Source organism: Mesorhizobium kowhaii, from assembly GCF_003253745.1.
Lineage (GTDB): Bacteria > Pseudomonadota > Alphaproteobacteria > Rhizobiales > Rhizobiaceae > Mesorhizobium > Mesorhizobium kowhaii.
The window spans coordinates 272801-292673 of the sequence record NZ_MZXV01000080.1; the positions used below are offsets into that span (position 1 = coordinate 272801).

A 19873-nucleotide genomic window follows, 5' to 3' on the forward strand; every position below is an offset into this window, starting at 1 on the left:
CATGCCGACGCCTCTCGTTGTTTCCGACGTCGCCAAGAGCTTCACAATGCATCTGCGCGACGGCATCAAATTGCCGGTGATTGCCAGTGTCTCATTCTCGATCAAGGCTGGCGAATGCACCGTGCTCGGCGGCCCGTCCGGTGCCGGCAAGAGCTCGATCCTGAAGATGCTCTACGGCAACTACGCCGTCGACGAGGGCCAGATCATCGTCATGCACGATGACGGGCTGATCGATCTCGCCACCGCCAGCCCGCGCACCGTGCTTGCCATACGCCGGCAAATGATCGGCTATGTCAGCCAGTTCCTGCGCACCGTGCCGCGCGTCTCGGCGCTGGATGTCGTCGCCGAACCGCTGGTCGAGCGCAGCGAGGACCGCGAGAGCGCGCGCGGCAAGGCACGCGCCTTGCTGGCGCAGCTCAACCTGCCGGAAAAGCTCTGGGCGTTGCCGCCGGCAACCTTCTCCGGCGGCGAGCAACAGCGCGTCAACATCGCGCGCGGCTTCATCACCGAGCACCCGATCCTACTGCTCGACGAGCCGACCGCATCGCTCGATGCCAGGAACCGCGACGTGGTGATCGAACTCATCGCCGCCAAGAAAGCGGCGGGCGTCGCCCTGCTCGGCATCTTCCACGACCACGACGTGCGCGAGGCGGTCGCCGACCGCATCATCGACGTCACCGCTTTCGCGCCCGGAAAAATCGCCGCATGACCAGGAAGCTCTCGGAGACGCCGCTGATCCACCCGACAGCGGACGTGCAGAACTCGACGCTTGGCCGCTGGACCGAGATCGCCGACCGCAGCCGGGTTTCCGAGAGCACCCTCGGCGATTATTCCTACATGATGCAGGACTGCGCCGTCTGGTGCGCGACCATCGGCAAGTTTTCCAACATTGCAGCCAGCGTGCGCATCAACGCCACCAACCACCCGACATGGCGGCCGACGCTGCACCATTTCACTTACCGCGCCTCCGACTATTGGGACGACGCCGAGCATGAGAGCGAATTCTTCGCCCAGCGACGCGCCAAGCGGGTCACCATCGGCCACGACACCTGGCTCGGTCACGGCTCGACCATCCTGCCCGGCGTCACTGTCGGCGATGGCGCCGCGGTCGGCGCCGGTGCCGTCGTATCGAAGGATGTCGCGCCTTACACAATCGTTGGCGGCGTGCCGGCCAGGCCGATCCGAGAGCGCTTCGATCGCCGCACGGCCGAACGCTACCAGGCGCTCGCCTGGTGGGACTGGGACCATGCAAGGCTGCGGACAGCGCTCGATGATTTCCGGGAACTGTCGGCCGAGGCCTTCCTGGAGAAATACCGGGGATAGTCGCTCACATCATTGTCATGAGCGCGCCTGTTTCATATCCCTGACACATCGCCGGGGCAGGACGCGGTGTTCCCCCCCTGGAGATCGCAATGCCTGTTTCTGTCAGACCCTCGCTCGCCGGATTCTTTGCCGGCTCCAATCCGAAGCCACCGGTTCATCTCGGCACGCGCTACGACACGTCAGGCAATTTCCTGATCGAGCCCGGCAACACCGTCGTCAGCCATCTCGTCAGCGGTTCGCCCTCCGAGGCCGTGGTGCTTGCGGTGCGCGACCGGATGCTGGCGATGCCCGACGCCGACCGGCTGGCCTTCACCCCCGTCTCCAGCCTGCACATGACGCTGTTCCAAGGCATCATCGAATATCGCCGCCGGTTGCCCTACTGGCCGCATGACGTGCCGCTCGACACCAGCATCGACGTCATGACCCGCCTCTATCTGGAACGCCTGAAGGGTTTCAAGGGCTTCGGCCCGTTCAACATCAAGGTGGTCGAAATCGTGCCGACCGGCCTCACCGTCGCCGGCGCGACGGACGACGACGTGCGCATCATGCGCGCCTGGCGCGATGCCTTGGCGGTGCCGTTCGGCTACCGGCATCCCGATCACGACAGCTACGTCTTCCACATCACCTTCGCCTATCAGATCCAGCGTCTTGCGGACGACAGGGCGGCCGCATGGCAGCAACTGTTCGATGACTCTCTCGCGCTTGTCGCGCGGCAGGCTCCCGTGATCGAGATCAGAGCGCCGGCCTTCTGCGGCTTCAGGGACATGGAGCATTTCGAGGAATTGCAGGTGCTCGGCTGATCGACGGCAACAGGCGCCTGACGCCGCACCTGTGGGCAGTAACAAAACTGACATCAATCCGACACCGCAGGTTCATGGCGCTGCGCTAGCGAAGTCCTAACAGACCTTCAACGCGACTGGACTGGAAACGACCATGTCAGCCACGCTCGAAATCCGCGGCGTCACCCGACGATTTGGCAAGAACACCGCCGTCAGCGATATCAACATCTCGATCCCGCAGGGCCAGATGGTTGGCATTATCGGCCGTTCGGGTGCTGGCAAATCGACCCTTCTTCGCATGATCAATCGTCTCATCGATCCCAGCCAGGGATCGATTTTTTTTGACGGCGCCGAGGTCTCCCAGCTGCGCGGTTCGCCGCTCCGGCGCTGGCAGCGCGACTGCGCCATGATCTTCCAGCAGTTCAACCTGGTGCCGCGCCTCGATGTGCTGACCAATGTGCTGCTCGGCAAGCTGAACCATCGTTCGACCATGTCAAACCTGCTCGGCATGTTTTCCCGCGCCGAGTGCGCCGAGGCGGTCGCCGCGCTCGAGCGGCTCGACATCGCCCGCACCGCAATGCAGCCTGCCGGCACTTTGTCGGGCGGCCAGCAGCAACGCGTCGCCATCGCCCGCGCCATGATGCAGCAGCCCAAGGTGATCCTCGCCGACGAGCCGATCGCGTCGCTCGACCCACTCAACGCCAAGGTGGTGATGGATTCGCTGCAGGACATCAATCTGCGTGAAGGCATCACCGTCGTCACCAATCTGCACACGCTGGACACCGCCCGCGCCTACTGCAACCGCATCATCGGCATGGCCGCTGGCAAGGTCGTCTTCGACGGCCCGCCGGAAGAGCTCAACCGCGAGGCCGTGCGTCTCGTCTATGGCGCCGACAGCAATGGCGGCGAAATCTCCGAGGCCATCACCTCGACCAGCATCGCCTACAAGCAAAAGATCACCGCATCCGCCGGACCGCTCGAGCCCGCATTCCCGGGATATTGAGAGCGACCTGGATCGCCAGCCCGCGTCAAGGGCACCTGTCAAAATAACGAACGCTACCGGCGCGGGGCCGGAACCTACAGGAGAGATATCCAATGTTCAGGAAGATGGTTTTTAGCGCCGTTTCCGTGCTCGCCATGGCGACCAGCGCGGCCCACGCCGCCGATATGAAGGAATTCCGCGTCGGCATCCTTGGCGGCGAGAACGAAACCGACCGGCTGCGCAACTACCAGTGCCTGGCCGACCACCTCAAGACCGAATTCGGCTTCGAGAAGGTCTCGCTGTTCCCCGCCGCCGACTATGACGGCGTCATCCAGGGCCTGCTCGGCGGCACCCTCGACTTCGCCGAACTCGGCGCCTCCGGCTATGCCAGCGTCTACATCAAGGACCCGAAGGCGGTCACCCCGATCCTCACCACCCAGCAGACCGACGGCGCCACCGGCTATTATTCGATCGGCCTGGCGCTCAAGACTTCCGGCATCACCGACATCAAGTCGGCCAAGGGCAAGAAGCTCGGCTACGCCGATCCGGATTCGACCTCCGGCTATCTGATCCCGCTGACCCAGATTCCGAAGGACACCGGCGCCTCGAACGAAACCTTCTTCGCTTCGACCCAGTTCAACGGCGGCCACGAGAACAATGTCCTCGCCGTGCGCGACGGCAAGGTTGATGTCGCGGTGGACGATTCCTCGGGCATCGGCGATTTCAAGAACGGCTACACCTCCGGCACCTTCCACAAGGAAGTCGCCAAGGGCGCCGTCGACCCCAACGACTTCGTCGAAGTCTGGCGCTCGGGCCTGATCCCGAACGGCCCGCTGGTCGTGCGCACCGCGCTCGGCGACGACATGACCGCCAAGCTGACCGCCTTCTTCACCGATCTGCCGAAGAAGGACCAGGCTTGCTTCGAGGGCGTCGAAGGCGGCGATTTCACCGGCTACGTTCCGGTGAAGCCGGACTTCTACAGCGTCATCGTCGAAGCCCGTAAGGCAGCCATCGGCGGCTGACGGCGAAATCAGAAGGGCGGTGTTCAAAGCACCGCCCTTTCTGTGTGTCCGATAATGACCCTTTCCGTGACAGCACCCTCCGGCGCCACCCACCAGATGGCCGATGCCTGGCGACGCCAGATATCGCTGCGCCGGCTCTATACAGTGCTCGCCGTCGGTTTGCTGCTTGCCGCGATGTTCGCGAGCATGCGGTTCGCCGACGAAGCCAATGCCGGGCACTTCTTCGACCGGCTGCCGCACATTCTGGATTTCCTGAGCTGGCTGGTCCCCAAGGATTGGAACGACGTCTGGCGGGCGCTGTTCGACATTGCCTCGCCGCATGACACCGGCACCCAGGAATTCAACTTTCCGCTCGGCCGTGTCTATGTCTGGGGCGGGTTCTACATCCCTGAATATTTCGAGCTCATGCTGACCACGGTGAACGTGGCCCTGGTGTCGACCTTTATCGGCTTCATCTTCGCCGTGCCGTTTTCCTTCATCGCCGCACGCAACCTGACGCCGCATCCGGTGCTGAGGCTCGTCGTCAAGCGCTTCATGGAGTTGCTGCGCGCCTTTCCGGAGATCGTCATTGCCGGCCTCTTCGCGGCCATTGTCTCGACCGGTCCGATCGCTGCCATCATCGCCATCGGCCTGCATTCGATCGGCGCGCTCGGCAAGCTGTTCTATGAGATCAACGAGAACATCGACATGCGCGCCGAGGAAGGCCTGAGGGCGGTCGGCGCCAACTGGTTCGAGCGGGTGCGCTTTGCCGACCTGCCGCAGGTGCTGCCCAACTTCATGTCCTACACGCTGCTCCGGGTCGAGATCAATGTGCGCGCCTCGACCATCATCGGCGCCGTCGGCGGCGGCGGCATCGGCGAGGAATTGAAACTCTCGATCTCACGCGGCTTCGGCGCCAAGACACTGGCGCTGGTACTGCTGCTGTTCACGACCATCTTCATTATCGACCAGTTTTCCGCCTGGCTGCGCCGCAAGCTGGTCGGCGAACAAGCCTTCCTGATGGGTGCTTAGCCATGATCCCGAAAAGTGGAATCCGGTTTTCGGAAAAGATCATGGCAAAACCAAGAGATAGAGCCCCATCCCGGCTCTATCGGGATGGATCAGGCTCTTGATCATGGCGACGATGACCGCCGACGAAATTCGGTCGATCGAGGAACGCTACCCGCAAGTGTTCCAGCGGCCGCTGTACAAGCGCTTCGCCCCGCTGTTCCTGTTCGTCGGCATCCTGCTTTACCTCATCTATGCCTTGTGGTTCTTCAGCCTGCCGCAAGTGCTGCGGGAATCGCGCTGGGAACGCCTGCCACTCTTCCTGTCACAGTGGGTCAGCTATGACCTGCAGCCCGAGTTCCGCCTCGACCAGCCTGAGATCACGCCGAAATACCCGCGCTTTTCCGCGCTCGGCGAGAACCCAAATCCAGACTGGGTCATCAAGAACGCGGAAGGCACCTTTAGCGTCCTGATTGACGGCCCCGGCAAGTCCGTCACCTTCGACAAGAGCAAGGCGACGATCGTGGCCAATGGCGAGACGGTGCCGGTGTCGCTGACCGACGGCAAGCCGGTGATCTCGGGCCCGGTGCCGGACTGGATCACCGCGCATGACGATGAGGTGGTGGCCAAGATGGGCTTCGCCGGCGAAGTGCGCGTCACCGTCGACCGCGTCAAGGTCCGCAAGCGCTTCCTCGGCTGGGCGAATTTCGTCTTCGACACGCGCTCGCCCTTCTTCGGCAAGTCGGCCGGTGAAGTGGTCTCGCTGATCGTGTCCGGCCCCGAACTCAAGCCCGGTACCTCGAACCTCGCGCTGGCGGGAGACAATATCTGGAACAACGCCCAGTGGCAGCACGGCGACGTCTGGACTAAATTGTTGCAGACCATTGTCATGGCCTTTCTCGGCACGCTGCTCGGTGGCATCGTCGCCTTCCCGCTTGCCTTCTTCGCCGCCCGCAACATCACGCCGAACGGGCTGCTCAGTCAGGTGCTCAAGCGTTTCTTCGACTTCATGCGTTCCGTCGACATGCTGATCTGGGCGCTGTTCTTCACCCGCGCCTTCGGCCCCGGCCCGCTGGCCGGCAGTGCCGCGATCTTCTTCACCGAGATCGGCACGCTGGGCAAAACCTATTCGGAAAGTCTCGAGAATATCGACGACAAACCGCGCGAGGGCATCAAGTCGACCGGCGCCAACGGCTTGCTGGTGCAGCGCTATGGGGTGATGCCTGAGGTCATTCCGGTCTTCATCAGCCAGACGCTCTACCAGTGGGAATCCAACACCCGCGGGGCCACCATCATCGGCGCCGTCGGCGCCGGCGGCATCGGTCTGAAATTGTGGGAAGCGATGCGCACCAACTCCAACTGGGCCAACGTCTTCTACATGGTGCTGCTGACGCTGGCCGTCGTGTTCATCTTCGACAACATATCCAACTTCCTGCGCCGCCGGCTGAGCCGGACCATCCACGACTACAACAGGATCCAGGCCGAGCAGGGTTAACGATCCCGGCGCTTCAGGGCGTGTTGAGATTCAGGTCAGGCCGAGTCGAAAATGCTGGGTTCCGAGCACCGCAACGGAGCGTACTTTTGGGTACGTGAGTACCGGAAGCGCAGGAACCCGGCATTTGCAGACCGGCCTCACCTGAATATCGACACGCCCTATGCCGCTTTCTTCCACCCATTCTTGATATGCTTGTAGCCGTCGCGATAGACGGCTTCCGGGCTCTCGGAAAAATCACGCCACACCTTGGTGGCCGCCGCCAGGTCCTTCAGCGAACGGCCGAACGCCTCGATCGTCAGCCAGTCGTCATAGCCGCTCTTGCGGATGGCGGAGAACGTTTCCTTCCACGGAATGTTGCCGCGCCCCGGCACGCCGCGATCATTCTCCGAGATGTGGATATGCACGACATTCCCGCGGTGTTTTGTATAGGCGCCGATCGGGTCAGCCTCCTCGATGTTGGCGTGGAACGTGTCGTACATCGCCTTGATGTGCGGCCGGTCGATGGCATCGACATGCTCGGACAGATCCGCCATCGTGTTGAGAAGATAGCATTCGAAGCGGTTGAGCGCCTCGAGCCCGATGGTGACGTTCCTCTTGCCGGCATGGTCGCCGATGGCGCGTTGCGAGGCGACCGAGCGCTTCTTCTCGGCGGCTGTCGGCCCGGAGCCGGAGAAAGCGCCGAGCGTCGAATGCAGCGGGCCGCTCAGCGTGCTGGCGCCGAGCGCATTGGCGCAGTCGATTGCCCATTTCATGTAGTCGACCCCAGCCTTGCGGGTCGCGGCGTCGGCCGCGATCAGGTTCATCGCCGGATCGCCCATCGCTGAAACCGCGGTCCGCTCCAGCCCGATACGGTCGAGCAGCTCACCCAATTTCTTGTAGTCGTCGGGCGTACCGGTGAAGATCGGTATCTCGACGCCATCGAAACCGGTTGCCTTGATGTCGCGGAGCAACGGCTCGTGTTTCTTCGACACCGCCGTCGTCCACAAGAACATGCACATGCCGATTTTCATCGACGCCTCTCCCCCTTGGTCCCCCCAGATCCATTCAGACTAAAGCTTCGTCCAGGCCCCATTCTTCTTCGACGACCTCACGCAGGCCTCGATGAAGGCCATGCCCTCGACGCCGTCCTGAATGGTCGGAAAGACGACATCCTTTGCCGGCTTGCCACCCTTCTTGCGCGCGGCGCGGATCGCGCGCGCGGCCTCCTGGTAGATGTTGGCGAAACCTTCGAGATAGCCTTCGGGATGGCCTGATGGTACCCGGCTGACACGCCCCGCCACCGGCAGCGCGCCGGCGCCATTGCGGGTGATCAGCTGCTTTGGCTGGCCGAACGGCGTGTACCAGAGATAGTTCGGGTCGGCCTGCACCCATTCCAGCCCGCCCTTCGAGCCATAGATGCGCAGCTTCAGCCCGTTCTCATGGCCCGGCGCCACCTGGCTGGCCCAGATCATGCCCTTGGCCGGATGCGTCTTGCCGGCAGGCTTGAAGCGCAGCATGACGTTGACATTGTCGTCGAGCTGTCGTCCCGGCACGAAAGCGTCGAGATCGGCTGACAGGGAATCGAGCTCCAGTCCCGAGACGAAGCGCGCCAGATTGTAGGCATGCGTGCCGATGTCGCCCAGCGCGCCGCCGGCGCCTGCCTGTTTTGGATCGCCGCGCCACGACGCCTGCTTCTGGCCGGTGGCGGCGAGGTCTTCAGTCAGCCAGTCTTGTGGATACTCGGATTGCACGATGCGGATGTCGCCGAGCACGCCCTTGGCCACCATCTCGCGGGCCTGCCTGATCATCGGATAGGCGGTGTAGTTGTGGGTGAGCACAAACACCTTGCCGGTCTTCTCGACCACGGCGGCGAGCTTCTTGGCTTCGGCTAGCGTCGTTGCCAGCGGCTTGTCGCAGATGACGTGGATGCCGGCCTCCAGGAAAGCTTTTGCTGCCGGCACATGGACATTGTTGGGGGTGACGATGGCCACCGCCTCGATGCCGTCGGGGCGTTTCGCTTCGGCCTTGGCCATCTCGGCGTAGGAGGCGTAGCTGCGATCCGGGTCGAGCCCGAGTTCGGCGGCCGAGGCCTTGGCGCGCGCAGGATCGGAGGACAGCGCACCGGCGACCAGCACGAAATCATTGTCCATGCGCGCCGCGATGCGGTGCACCGCACCGATGAAGGCGCCTTGCCCGCCGCCGACCATGCCGTAGCGGATCGGGCCGCCTCCCGTTTCCGACTTCGATGCGCCGACCATGTTTTTTCTCCCTCGTGTCTGAGATAGGGTCGATCCGCGCAGCGGATCGGGGTGGGTCGTAGAGGTAGAGCTCGGCATGAACCGACCCCACCCGGCCCTTCGGGCCACCCTCCCCTCGAGGGGAGGGACTGCGGCGCTAGATTCCCATCATGCCGCGCAGCACTTTCTTGTCGGTGGCGCCGCCGGCAAAGTCGTCGAATGCCTTTTCCGTCACCCGGATGATGTGATGCTGGATGAACGGCGCGCCCTCTGCCGCGCCGTCTTCAGGATGCTTCAGACAGCATTCCCATTCCAGCACCGCCCAGGAATCATAGTTGTACTGCGTCAGCTTGGAAAAGATGCCGCCGAAATCCACCTGTCCGTCGCCGAGCGAGCGGAAGCGGCCGGCGCGGTTGGTCCAGCTCTGATAGCCTGAATAAACGCCTTGCCGCCCGGTCGGGTTGAACTCGGCGTCCTTGACGTGGAACGCCTTGATGCGCTCGTGATAGATGTCGATGAATTCGAGATAGTCGAGTTGCTGCAACAGGAAGTGCGACGGATCGTAATTGATGTTGCAGCGCTTGTGGCCGCCGACCGCGTCGAGGAACATCTCGAAGGTGGCGCCGTCGAACACATCCTCGCCAGGATGGATCTCGTAGCCGACATCGACGCCATTGTCTTCATAGACATCGAGAATCGGCTTCCAGCGCTTGCCGAGTTCGGAAAACGCCTCTTCGATCAAACCGGCCGGCCGCTGTGGCCAAGGGTAGAGGTAAGGGAAGGCTAGCGCTCCGGAGAAGGTCACCGACGCATTCAGCCCGAGATTGCGCGAGGCCTTGGCGCCGAACTTCATCTGTTCGACCGCCCATTTCTGCCGCGCCTTGGGATTGTTGTGCACCGAAGCCGGTGCAAAGCCATCGAACTGCGCGTCATAGGCCGGATGCACCGCCACCAGTTGCCCCTGCAGATGCGTCGACAGTTCGGTGATCTCGACGCCCGCGTCGGCGCAGATGCCTTTCACCTCGTCGCAATAGGCCTTGGAAGAGGCCGCCTTTTTGAGATCGAACAAGCGCGCGTCCCAGGTCGGGATCTGCACGCCCTTGTAGCCGAGACCAGCCGCCCATTTGGTGATCGAAGCCAGTGAATTGAACGGTGCGGCATCGCCCGCGAACTGCGCCAGAAACAGTCCAGGGCCTTTCATTGTCGTCGGCATCGGCATCCTTCCTCATTTTCTCGCGACCGAGCATAGCGCCGATTGGAAGCAGGGCCAGCCACTTTGGTCTTTTCACACCGGGCGCTTGTGCGCGCCGCCATTCTGGTATTACCAAATGCGAGGATTTGGTCAAGCCTCGCAGTGCATCATCGGAGCCCTTCAGGCATGCGAAAAGGGGATATATATCTCAATGTAATCAATGAAATAATCCAGGTGGACTGTAGCAGACCGCCGCTTCTTGCCGTCCAGAAGAAATTGCTGTAGACCTCGCTTTAGGCCCAATTGGTCGAACCAGTTTGCGAGAAAAGGCTGGGGATGCCTTGGGGAGGAACCCTTGCGTCGCCTTTTGGCGACTCATGTCGCAGGCGAACCATAAAGACGAATTTGGGAAGGACAGACCATGCATCTTTCAACGCACAACTGGATGCGAGCGGAACCGTTAGAGACGACGCTCAAGCGCATCAAGAAATTCGGCTATGAGTCGATCGAGATTTCCGGCGAACCCGAGCAGTACAAGACCAAGGAGACGCGGGCGCTGCTGAAGGAGCATGGCATCCGCTGCTGGGGCGCTGTGACCTTGATGCTGGGCGAGCGCAACCTCGCCGCCAGGGACCAGGGCCAACGCGAGCGTTCCGTGCAGTATGTCAAGGACGTGCTGACCATGATCAGCGAACTCGATGGCGAGATCATCACGCTGGTTCCAGCGACGGTCGGCAAGGTGGTGCCGGACGGCACCGAGGAAGAGGAATGGAAATGGGTTGTCGACGCCACCCGTGAATGTTTCACCCATGCCAAGAAGGTCGGCGTCAAGATCGCTGTCGAGCCGCTCAATCGCTTCGAAACCTATCTGTTCAATCGCGGCGCCCAGGCCCTGGCGCTGGCTGACGCGGTCAGCCCCGAATGCGGCGTCTGCCTCGACGCCTACCACATCCACATGGAGGAATTTAACGTCCACGACGCGATCCGGCAGGTCGGCAAGCGCCTGTTCGACTTCCATGTCGCCGACAACAACCGTTTCGCCGCCGGCCTCGGCCAGATCGACTGGCCAAAGATCGTCGCCACGCTGAAGGAGGTCGGTTACGACGGCGCCCTGACCAACGAGTTCGTAGCACCCGTCGACCGCACACCGGCCGCACCCTATCCCGACATGGTCGAGCGCCACCCGGTCGACATCTCGCCCGAACAGCTGAAGTTCATCCAGGATCACGGCTCCAGCGTGCTGACCGAGAAATTCTACACCGACCAGATGCGCATCACCGCTGAAACGTTGCTGCCGCTGATCAAGTAGCCGACTGCCTGTTGGGAATTTGCCCTTCCGCCCTGACCGGCGGCAGGGCCGGGGAAGACCATGCGCATCAAGTCCGTCCAAGCCTGGTGGATCCGCATCCCGATCGAAGCCGCTCGGCAACACCGCAGCGACTTCGGTCAGGTGACGACCTTTGACGCCGCCATCCTGCGCATCGAGACGGATGACCGGCTGGTCGGCTGGGGCGAAGGCAAGAACGCCGCCGGCAGCGCCGGCAGCTACGGGGCGCTTGTCCACATGCTGAACCATGAGGTCGGGCCGCAATTGATCGGCCGCGATCCGGCCGATATCGGCGTCATCTGGGAGATGCTCTACAACGGCGTGCGCCACGACAGCGCCGCCCGCGCCGGCCACGCCATGCCGCAACTGGCGCGGCGCGGCATGAGCATAGCTGCCATCAGTGCCGTCGACATCGCGCTCTGGGATATCCTCGGCAAATCGCTTGGCGTTCCAGTCTGGCGGCTGCTGGGCGGCCGCAAGCTCGACCGCATGCCGGCCTACGCATCCGGCGGCTGGGCGGCCGCCGATGCCATCGGCGAGCAATTGAAATCCTATATCGCCGGGGGCGGGTTCAAGGCGCTGAAGATGCGGATCGGCGCCATGGACGGCGCCGCGCATGTTTCCGCCGCCCGCGTCCGTGCCGCACGGCAGGCGCTCGGCCCCGATGTCGAATTGATGGTCGACGCCCATGGCACCTACACGGTGGCCGAAGCCAAGCGCTTCATTCACCTCGTCAACGATCTGGACCTCGCTTGGTTCGAGGAGCCGATCATTGCTGACGACAAGCCGGGCATGGCTGAAGTGCGGGCAAGCGGCGCCGTTCCGATCGCCACCGGCGAAAGCGAGGCGACGCGCTATGCCTTCCGCGACCTTGCCGTGCTCAAGGCCGCCGACATCTTCCAGCCGGATCCTGCCTTCTGCGGCGGCATCAGCGAAGCGATGAAGATCGGCACCATTGCCAGCGCCTTCAACCTGCGCTTTGCGCCGCATCTATGGGCCGGAGCGCCCTGCTTCTTCGCCGGGCTGCACATCTGCGCTGCTTCGCCGGCTAGTTTCACTGTCGAATATTCGCTCGGCGCCAACCCGATGATCCATGATCTGATCGAAGAGACTGTCGAAGCCAAGGACGGTATGATAGCGATCCCGGAAAAGCCGGGTCTGGGATTCACCATTTCGGAGCGGTTCCTGGAGGCGCACGCGCAACGCGGTTGACGATGAAAGAAAAGAACCTTCTCGCGGAACTCGCCGCCTACCTGTTCTCCCATTCGGACAAGGAGACCGGTCGAACGCCGTCGGAACGTGAGTTGGCGGAGCATTTCGGCGTCAGCCGCGGCCAGATCCGCGAAGCGCTCGCCATCCTCGAAGCCATGCGCATCGTCGAGCGTCGGGCCAAGTCCGGCATCTATATCGACACCAAGCAGGCCAGCGTCGAGGCGATGGCGCTGTTTGCGCGCGCCGGCCTGCCGCTCGATCCGATCCAGATCTACGAGACGGTCGAACTGCGCAAGATCCACGAGATCAAGGCGGCCGAACTTGCCTGTTCGCGCGCCACCGAGGAGAATTTCGAGCGGCTGCGCGAAATCCTGAAAGCGTCGGAAGAGCGCATCGCCGCAGGCGAAGGCCTGGCCAAGGAAGACCGCGAATTCCACCTCGAGATCGTGCGCGCGACCAAGAACAGCGTCTTCCACAATGTCTGCAGCGTCTACTACATGATGGGCGAGCAGCGCCTGCCGATCTATTTCAACGACCCCGAGCGCAGCGTGCGCTCGCATGCCGAGCATATCCAGATCTATGAGGCGCTGCTGCGCCGCGATGGCAATCTCGCCCAGGCGCTGATGAGTGCTCATCTGCAGGGCGCCGAGAGCTACTGGAAAGGCCTGATCGAGGGCCACGGCGAGGAACCTCAAAGCCCGACGCTCGAAAGAGCCTGACCGACATGGCACGCATCCTCACCACACACCCCTTGCATCCGCGCGCCTCGGCCATGCTGGCCGGCGCCGGCGAGCTTGTCGTCGCCTCTGCTCTCGATCCAGGCACGCTGGCCGCCGAGGCGAAGAACGCTGACATCGTCATCGTGCGCGCTCCTCTGCCGCCACAGCTTTTCGAGGGTGCCGCGAAGCTGAGGGCGGCAATCCGCCATGGCGCCGGGCTCGACATGATCCCGATGGAAGCAGCGACCGCAGCCGGCGTGCTGGTGGCGAATGTGCCGGCGGTCAATGCCCGCTCGGTTGCCGAACACGTCATGTTTGCGGCACTTGCCCTGCTTCGCCGCTTCCGCATCGTCGACCGCGACCTGCGCGCGAAAGGCTGGCTCGCCGGCCGCGAGCACGCCAATTCCAACAGCGAGCTTGCCGGCAAGACGATCGGCATTGTCGGCCTTGGCGCCGTTGGCCAGGCGGTTGGCCATATCGCCGCACATGGCTTCGACCTGAAGGTGGTGGCAACGACGCGCAGCATGCAGCCGGCGCCGGAGAAAGTCGGCTTCCTGTCGATCGACGCCCTGGTCGAGCAGAGCGACATCATCGTTCTGTGCTGCCCGCTGACGCCGGAGACGCGCGGCCTGATCAACCGCGAGCGGATCGCCCGCATGAAGCCCAATGCGCTGCTGATCAACGTATCTCGCGGACCGGTCGTCGATGACGACGCGCTGATCGACGCCTTGCAGAAACGCCGCATCGGCGGTGCCGCACTCGATGTGTTTTCGACGCAGCCGCTGCCGCCAGGCCATCCCTATTTCGGCTTCGACAATGTCATCATAACCCCGCACATGGCCGGCATCACCGAGGAATCGATGATGCGCATGGGCGTCGGCGCGGCGGGGGAAGCCTTGCTGGTGCTGGCCAACAAACTGCCGGTCAATCTGCGCAACCCCGAAGTTGTCGATCACTACCGGCGACGGTTTTCGGCGAGCGTGTAGCACATCGCCGTTTCGCCTCATTTTCTGGCGAGGCTCGCTCCCATGTCCAGACTTCGCTCCGCGCTGTTGTTTGTTGCCACCGCTTCGACAGGCATCGTGCCGTCGCTTGCCGCAGCCGAGAGCAGCTATGTCTATTGCGACAACGGGCTGCGCTGCTTCAAGGCGCCCTGCCCGTCGAACAGTGCGCTCGATCTTGCCAACGGCACGATCATCAAGGGCGTGTCGATCGACAGCAGCGGATTGCCGCAGGCCGACAAGGCGATAACGGATCTTTCAGACGCGCTTTACGCTGGAAAGATCGTTGTCAGGGGGTCGATCGAGCATCGCACGCAGACCATCACCGGCAAGGAGTACAGCCTGCCCTGGCTGGTCGCGACCGGCATCGTACGCACCGCCAAAGACAGCGAACGCAAGCACTGCTCGTCGCACTGATACTCAGATCGGCCCGATCACGAGCCAAGCAGCGACTCTATTTCAGCGGCAATCCGCAACAGACGCCGGTCACGGCCGTTGCGCGCCACCAGCATCAATCCTGCCGGTCGCACCATGCCCGGCATCGGCAGCGAGATCGCACAAAGGTCGAACTGGTTGGCGACTTGCGTGTTGCGCAGCAGCAGGCCTTCGGTGCGGTCGCGCAGGTCGGCATCGTCAGTCATCGAAACGATAGTCGGCGCCGTCACCGGTGTGGTCGGCAGGGCCAGCACATCGACCGATGCGAGCCGCTCGTCCATGGCGACGGCGAGCGCAGCGCGGCGACGCATTGCCCTGATATAGACCGGCGTCGGCAGCATCGCTGCCCGCGACAAGGGACCGCTGACGTGCGGGTCGACCGGCACCGATGCCCCTGTCGCCAACCAGTCGGCATGGATCTCCGCCCCTTCCATGGCAGCGATCGAACCGCGCTTGGTCGCCGCGCGCATCTCTCCAAGCAGATCGTCTATCGACAGGTCCGCCACCCCCGCGCCCGCCAATTCGACCTCGCCGAGACATTGCTCGAACGCGGTCGCTACCTCGCCTTCCGTCTCTTCGAAAAGAATGCCACGCGGGATGCCTATGCGCAGCCCTGCGAGGGAAATCGACGTCAGCGCAGCCGCTTCCTCGCCGGCCATCACGGCGTCGGCGGCGGCGCACTGGGCGACCGTTCGGGCAAGCGGGCCGATCGAGTCCAGTGTGCCGGACAACGGGAAAGCGCCGGTGAGAGGCACGCGCCACGCGGTCGGCTTGAAGCCGACGACGCCGTTGAGCGACGCCGGAATGCGTATCGAGCCACCGGTGTCGGAACCGATGGAGATTTCGCTCGTCCCCTCGCCGACGGAAACGCCGGCACCCGAGGAGGATCCCCCAGCAATGCGGCTGGCGTCGGCGGCATTGCCGGGCGTGCCGTAATGCTGGTTGTCACCGATCGCGGTGAAGGCGAATTCGGTCATGTTGGTCTTGCCGACGATCACCGCGCCTGCCTGCCGCAGCCGGCCAATGATGGTGGCGTCGCGAAGGGCGGGCGTGGCGGTCTTGAGCATCAGCGAGCCGGCCGTGGTCGTCTCGCCGGCGACATCGAACAGATCCTTGATCGAGACAATGGTGCCGTCGAGGGGGCCTAGCGTCACACCAGCTCGCTTGCGGGCATCGCTGGCGTCAGCCGCGGCCCGCGCGGCTTGGGCATAAAGCTTCACAAACACGCGTTCTTCGCCGGCACGGGCGGCAAGCCGGACGAGAATGGTCTCGAGATGATCACGGGCTGATTTCATTTTTCGGTGTCGGACTCCGGACGCCTTGAACGTCTTGAAGGTAGCGGCCAGCACCTGGCCTGCCGAGACTTAACCCGGCGCAGGCGGTTTTGCACCCTGTCGAATTCGAGGAAAAATCCGATGCTCTACAAAGGCAGCTGTCACTGCGGCAAGGTCGCCTTCGAGTTCGAAGCCGAGCTGACCGGCGCCGTGCGGTGCAATTGCTCGATCTGCTCGCGCAAGGGTGCCCTGTTGTGTGCCATCCCGCATGAAACCTTGCAGGTTCTGGCCTGGGGCGATGATCTCGGCACCTACACCTTCGGCAACCGTGCCATCGCGCACCGCTTCTGCCGTGTCTGCGGAATCCACCCCTTCGCGGAGGATGTCGGCGAAGGCCTTGAACACATTGCCTACGTCAACATGCATTGCGTTGCGGATTTTGACCCTTCGACCTTGCCGGTCTTCGACTTCGATGGCCGCGCAGTCTGAACCTATAGCCTGTCGCTTCGGTTGCGTTGGCAAGGTTCGTTTGTCGCTGCCACATAACGGCGCCGACCCGAAAACCATGATGGTTGTCGGGTCGATGCTTGGGGTCAGGGATGTTATCCCCAAATGGTGAGTCCGACGGCTACTCGGCTGGCTTCGGGCCGCGCAGGAACACCACGATAGCCGCCAGCAAGGTTGCCGTGCCGCAATAGGCGAAGGCGCTGGCCACGCCGGCATGATCGACCAACAGGCCACCGAAGACAGCGCCCAGGGCAATCGCCACCTGGAATGTCGCCACCATCAGGCCGCCGGCGCTTTCGGCCTGATCGGGTGCGGCCCGCACCAGCCAGCTCTGCAGCCCGACCGGCACCGCGCCGAAGGCAAAGCCCCAGACCGCAACGGCGGCGGCGGCGATCGTGTGCGAGGCGCCGAAAACCAGCATCGAGGCAGCCGCCACGGCAATCAGCAAAGGCGCCAGCGCAACAGCTGCCTTGAGGTTGCGTTCGGCCAGGATGCCGCCTGCGACATTGCCAAAGAAGCCGCCAACGCCATAGGCCAGCAGCACCAGCGAGATCGTCTCGATGTCGAGCACCGGGACCTTCTCGAGGAAGGGGCGGACATAGGTGAAGCCGGCAAAGTGTCCCGACGCGACCAGCAGCACGACCAGCAGCGCCACCCTGATGGAGGGACGCTCGAGCACATCGAGCAAGGTGCGGAAGCTTGCCACGCCCACGGGCGGCAATTTCGGAATGGTGGCCACCTGCACCAGCAGCGCCAGGGCGCCGACGACGGTGGCGATCATGAAGGCGGTGCGCCAGCCCCAGATGTCGCCGACATAGGCGCCGATCGGCGCCGCGCAGACCGTCGCCACCGAAACGCCGGTCAGGATGATCGACATGGCGCGCGGCATCAGCCGCATCGGCACCAGCCTAAGCGCCATCGCCGCCGACATCGCCCAGAATCCGCCGAGCGCGACGCCGAGCACGACGCGGGCTAACAGAAGCACGGTAAGCGATGAGGCAAAGGTGGCAAGAAGGTTCGACAGGATCAGGAACACCGTCAGCATCCACATCACCAGCCTGCGGTCCATGCGCCTGGTGATGATGGCCATGGTGGGCGCGGCAATGGCGCCGACGATCGCGGTCGCCGTTACCGCTTGTCCGGCCACGCCTTCGGTGACGCCGAGGTCGCGCGCCATTGGCGTCAGCAGGCTCGCGGGCAGGAATTCGGCGGTGACGAGGCCGAAAACCCCAAGCGCAAGCGAGACCACGGCGCCCCATGCCGGTTCGGTTCGCTCATCGGAGTCTGCGGGGTTCAGAAGTGTGGCGTCGATGACGCCTGTCGCGGGTTCGGCCATGGTCAGTCTCCGATCTGTTTGCGGCGCCAAATAGGGAACGACCGACTCGGGGCTCCACCCGCTACATGCCTTGCCATCGCGGCTTGGCTATGTGGCCGGTCTCCGATCCTGTTTGCAGCGCAGCATCTGGCTGCAGTGCAACATAGGGAGTGACCGCCTGGAGTTTCCATGCTAGAAACCCCATTATGTTTGACCATTCGTCCAAAATCCCGATCACCGGCGATCCACTGACAGACATCTTGCGCGGGCTGCGTCTCGATGGCGTCGAATATGGCCGCTGCGAACTGAAGGAGCCCTGGGGCATCCAGTTTCCGGCCCATCCGGCGGCGCGGTTCCATTTCATCGGCCGTAGAGGCTGCTGGCTGATGCAGCCGTCCGGCGAATGGGTGCAACTCAATGCCGGCGATGCGGTGCTGCTGCCGCGCGGTGCGGCCCATGTGCTGGCCAGCGAGCCCGGCGCCCAGGCCTGGCCGATCCATGGTTACGAACTCGAAGAGGTCTGCAAGGACGTCTACTGCACGTCGAACGCAGAGATGTGCGACAAGGATTGCCAACCAGGAACGCTGCTGTTCTGCGCCAGCATGTATTTCAACCTCGATGGCCTGCATCCCCTGCTCGGCATGATGCCGGACGTGATGCGCACGCATGAATTGGAAGCCTATGAGCCGGGCATTCCGCATCTGCTGGACTCGATGGCACGCGAAGTGACGATGGAGCGTGTTGGCTCCGGCGGCATTCTGGCACGGCTGGCTGACGTGCTTGCCGCCACCGTCATCCGCTCCTGGGTCGAACGCGGCTGCGGCGACTCGTCCGGCTGGATCGCGGCGGTCAGGGACCGCGAGATCGGGCGCGTGCTGGCCGCCATCCATCTCGAACCGAACCACGACTGGACGGTCGAGTCGCTGGCCAGGATGATGGGCGCCTCGCGATCGGGATTTGCCGAGCGGTTCGCCACCATCGTTGGAGAAACGCCGGCAAAATACGTTACCCAGGTCAGAATGCACCAGGCGAGACAGTGGCTGGTCCGCGACCGGATGAAGATCTCCGTCGTTGCCGCGCGTCTCGGCTATGAATCGGATGCCGCCTTCAGCCGTGCCTTCAAGCGCGTCATCGGCTCGGCGCCCAGCCACCTTCGCGCCGAAGAACAGGCTGATATCCGCCAGCCCGGCTGAGCCGATGCCTCGTTGCGCGCGTCGGCGGCGCCGAAGCAGCGCGTTCTCACCCCGCGTGGCGCAAATTGACGCCGCTGCCCTTGTCGAACAGCACCACCTTGTCCGGGTTCCAGGCAAAGCGCACCGGCTGCTCGATGGCGACATCGGTCCTCGCCGGCACCGTGGCGCGCAGCATTGCATCGCCGACGCGCAGCGTCAGGATCTTCTCGACGCCATGGTTCTCGACATCGTGGACACGCGCCTCGACCGGCGCGCCACTCTCAAGATAGACATCCTCGGGACGAATGCCGAAGACGAGCGGGCGACCATCAGCCGCCGCGCCCTCCTTGGCTCCCCCTGAAAAAGGCAGTTCGAAGTTCAGCGGCACCATCACCGCGCGGCCGTTGACGAGCTTGCCGTCGATCAGGTTCATCGGCGGCGAACCGACGAAGCTCGCGACATAGGTGTCGCGCGGATTGTTGTAGATCTCGTGCGGCGTGCCGGTCTGGACGATGCGGCCATGGTTGAGCACGCCGACCTTGTCGCCCATCGACATCGCCTCGATCTGGTCGTGGGTAACGAACAGGAAGGTGGCGCCAAGCTGCATCTGCAGTTTCTTGAGTTCAGTGCGCAGCGCCTCGCGCAGTTTGGCATCGAGCGCCGACAGCGGTTCGTCCATCAGGAACACGCGCGGCTTGCGCACGATGGCGCGGCCGATGGAGACGCGCTGCATCTCGGCCGCCCGAAAGCCGGTCGGTCTTGCGGTCGAGCAAATGTTCGATCCGCAGCGTGCGGGCGGCGCGGTCGACGCGGTCCTTGATCTCGGCATCGGGTCCTCCGGTCAAGCCGGAGGATGACGGCGTGAGAGTTGAGAGGGCGACGCACACCGACCGTCGCGGACCGGCGCGAGCGCGA

General features: G+C 63.5%; 19 protein-coding genes and 1 pseudogene. 14 read left to right on the plus strand and 6 right to left on the minus strand.

Annotation, left to right across the window (positions count from 1 at the left end; translation table 11 throughout):
• The first annotated feature begins 1 nt into the window (after position 1).
• The 7 genes from phnL to phnE (B5V02_RS36855) all read left to right on the plus strand — a co-directional run bounded on the left by phnL (position 2) and on the right by phnE (B5V02_RS36855) (position 6588).
• Complete coding sequence (phnL, locus tag B5V02_RS36825) at positions 2 to 709, plus strand: phosphonate C-P lyase system protein PhnL (protein WP_111548850.1); 708 nt, start codon at positions 2 to 4, stop codon at positions 707 to 709.
• Entirely contained in the window at positions 706 to 1323 is a 618-nt protein-coding gene (locus B5V02_RS36830; RefSeq protein ID WP_111548851.1) for a DapH/DapD/GlmU-related protein, read from the plus strand. Before phnL ends, B5V02_RS36830 begins: the two co-directional genes overlap by 4 nt.
• An 89-nt stretch (positions 1324 to 1412) precedes the next feature.
• Complete coding sequence (locus B5V02_RS36835) at positions 1413 to 2123, plus strand: DUF1868 domain-containing protein (RefSeq protein ID WP_111548852.1); 711 nt, start codon at positions 1413 to 1415, stop codon at positions 2121 to 2123.
• Between the two features lie 133 nt (positions 2124 to 2256).
• Complete coding sequence (gene phnC / locus B5V02_RS36840) at positions 2257 to 3105, plus strand: phosphonate ABC transporter ATP-binding protein (RefSeq protein ID WP_111548853.1); 849 nt, start codon at positions 2257 to 2259, stop codon at positions 3103 to 3105.
• Positions 3106 to 3197: 92 nt separating this feature from the next.
• Positions 3198 to 4106: a phosphonate ABC transporter substrate-binding protein gene (phnD, locus tag B5V02_RS36845; RefSeq protein WP_111548854.1), complete on the plus strand. Its 909-nt coding sequence runs from the start codon at positions 3198 to 3200 to the stop codon at positions 4104 to 4106.
• 54 nt (positions 4107 to 4160) lie between these two features.
• Positions 4161 to 5117 (plus strand): phosphonate ABC transporter, permease protein PhnE, encoded by a 957-nt coding sequence (gene phnE / locus B5V02_RS36850; protein WP_111548855.1) that lies wholly within the window; start codon positions 4161 to 4163, stop codon positions 5115 to 5117.
• Positions 5118 to 5220: 103 nt separating this feature from the next.
• Complete coding sequence (gene phnE, locus B5V02_RS36855; protein WP_111548960.1) at positions 5221 to 6588, plus strand: phosphonate ABC transporter, permease protein PhnE; 1368 nt, start codon at positions 5221 to 5223, stop codon at positions 6586 to 6588.
• 158 nt (positions 6589 to 6746) lie between these two features.
• On the opposite strand, the gene B5V02_RS36860 is transcribed toward phnE (B5V02_RS36855), so the two are convergent.
• From B5V02_RS36860 to B5V02_RS36870, 3 genes are all read right to left on the minus strand, one after another.
• Positions 6747 to 7598, minus strand: coding sequence for a sugar phosphate isomerase/epimerase family protein (locus B5V02_RS36860; protein ID WP_111548856.1), 852 nt, complete (start codon positions 7596 to 7598; stop codon positions 6747 to 6749).
• 39 nt (positions 7599 to 7637) lie between these two features.
• Positions 7638 to 8825, minus strand: coding sequence for a Gfo/Idh/MocA family protein (locus B5V02_RS36865; RefSeq protein ID WP_111548857.1), 1188 nt, complete (start codon positions 8823 to 8825; stop codon positions 7638 to 7640).
• 136 nt (positions 8826 to 8961) lie between these two features.
• Complete coding sequence (locus B5V02_RS36870; RefSeq protein WP_111548961.1) at positions 8962 to 10017, minus strand: sugar phosphate isomerase/epimerase family protein; 1056 nt, start codon at positions 10015 to 10017, stop codon at positions 8962 to 8964.
• 400 nt (positions 10018 to 10417) lie between these two features.
• Between B5V02_RS36870 and B5V02_RS36875 the strand changes: the two genes are divergently transcribed.
• Genes B5V02_RS36875 through B5V02_RS36895 form a run of 5 tightly spaced genes read left to right on the plus strand, consistent with a single transcriptional unit; the run spans position 10418 to position 14672 of the window.
• Positions 10418 to 11305, plus strand: coding sequence for a sugar phosphate isomerase/epimerase family protein (locus B5V02_RS36875; RefSeq protein ID WP_111548858.1), 888 nt, complete (start codon positions 10418 to 10420; stop codon positions 11303 to 11305).
• Positions 11306 to 11365: 60 nt separating this feature from the next.
• A complete protein-coding gene (locus B5V02_RS36880; protein WP_111548859.1) occupies positions 11366 to 12535 on the plus strand; it encodes a mandelate racemase/muconate lactonizing enzyme family protein in 1170 nt (389 codons plus the stop codon).
• A gap of 2 nt (positions 12536 to 12537) precedes the next feature.
• On the plus strand, positions 12538 to 13254 hold the full coding sequence (locus B5V02_RS36885) for a FadR/GntR family transcriptional regulator (RefSeq protein WP_111548962.1): 717 nt from the start codon (positions 12538 to 12540) through the stop codon (positions 13252 to 13254).
• A 5-nt stretch (positions 13255 to 13259) separates the two neighbouring features.
• Positions 13260 to 14240, plus strand: a complete 981-nt coding sequence (locus tag B5V02_RS36890; RefSeq protein WP_111548860.1) for a hydroxyacid dehydrogenase — start codon at positions 13260 to 13262, stop codon at positions 14238 to 14240.
• Between the two features lie 42 nt (positions 14241 to 14282).
• Entirely contained in the window at positions 14283 to 14672 is a 390-nt protein-coding gene (locus B5V02_RS36895) for a hypothetical protein (RefSeq protein WP_111548861.1), read from the plus strand.
• Positions 14673 to 14689: 17 nt separating this feature from the next.
• Here B5V02_RS36895 and B5V02_RS36900 read toward each other — a convergent pair whose 3' ends face one another.
• Positions 14690 to 15985, minus strand: coding sequence for an amidase (locus B5V02_RS36900; protein WP_111548862.1), 1296 nt, complete (start codon positions 15983 to 15985; stop codon positions 14690 to 14692).
• Between the two features lie 120 nt (positions 15986 to 16105).
• Here B5V02_RS36900 and B5V02_RS36905 point away from each other — a divergent pair, with 120 nt between their 5' ends.
• Positions 16106 to 16453, plus strand: a complete 348-nt coding sequence (locus B5V02_RS36905) for a GFA family protein (protein ID WP_111548863.1) — start codon at positions 16106 to 16108, stop codon at positions 16451 to 16453.
• Positions 16454 to 16592: 139 nt separating this feature from the next.
• Here B5V02_RS36905 and B5V02_RS36910 read toward each other — a convergent pair whose 3' ends face one another.
• Positions 16593 to 17807, minus strand: coding sequence for an MFS transporter (locus B5V02_RS36910; RefSeq protein ID WP_111548864.1), 1215 nt, complete (start codon positions 17805 to 17807; stop codon positions 16593 to 16595).
• A gap of 185 nt (positions 17808 to 17992) precedes the next feature.
• Here B5V02_RS36910 and B5V02_RS36915 point away from each other — a divergent pair, with 185 nt between their 5' ends.
• Complete coding sequence (locus B5V02_RS36915) at positions 17993 to 18979, plus strand: AraC family transcriptional regulator (RefSeq protein WP_111548865.1); 987 nt, start codon at positions 17993 to 17995, stop codon at positions 18977 to 18979.
• A gap of 46 nt (positions 18980 to 19025) precedes the next feature.
• Here B5V02_RS36915 and B5V02_RS36920 read toward each other — a convergent pair.
• Positions 19026 to 19818 (minus strand): annotated as a pseudogene (locus B5V02_RS36920) (ABC transporter ATP-binding protein); the annotation flags it as partial.
• Positions 19819 to 19873 lie beyond the last annotated feature (55 nt).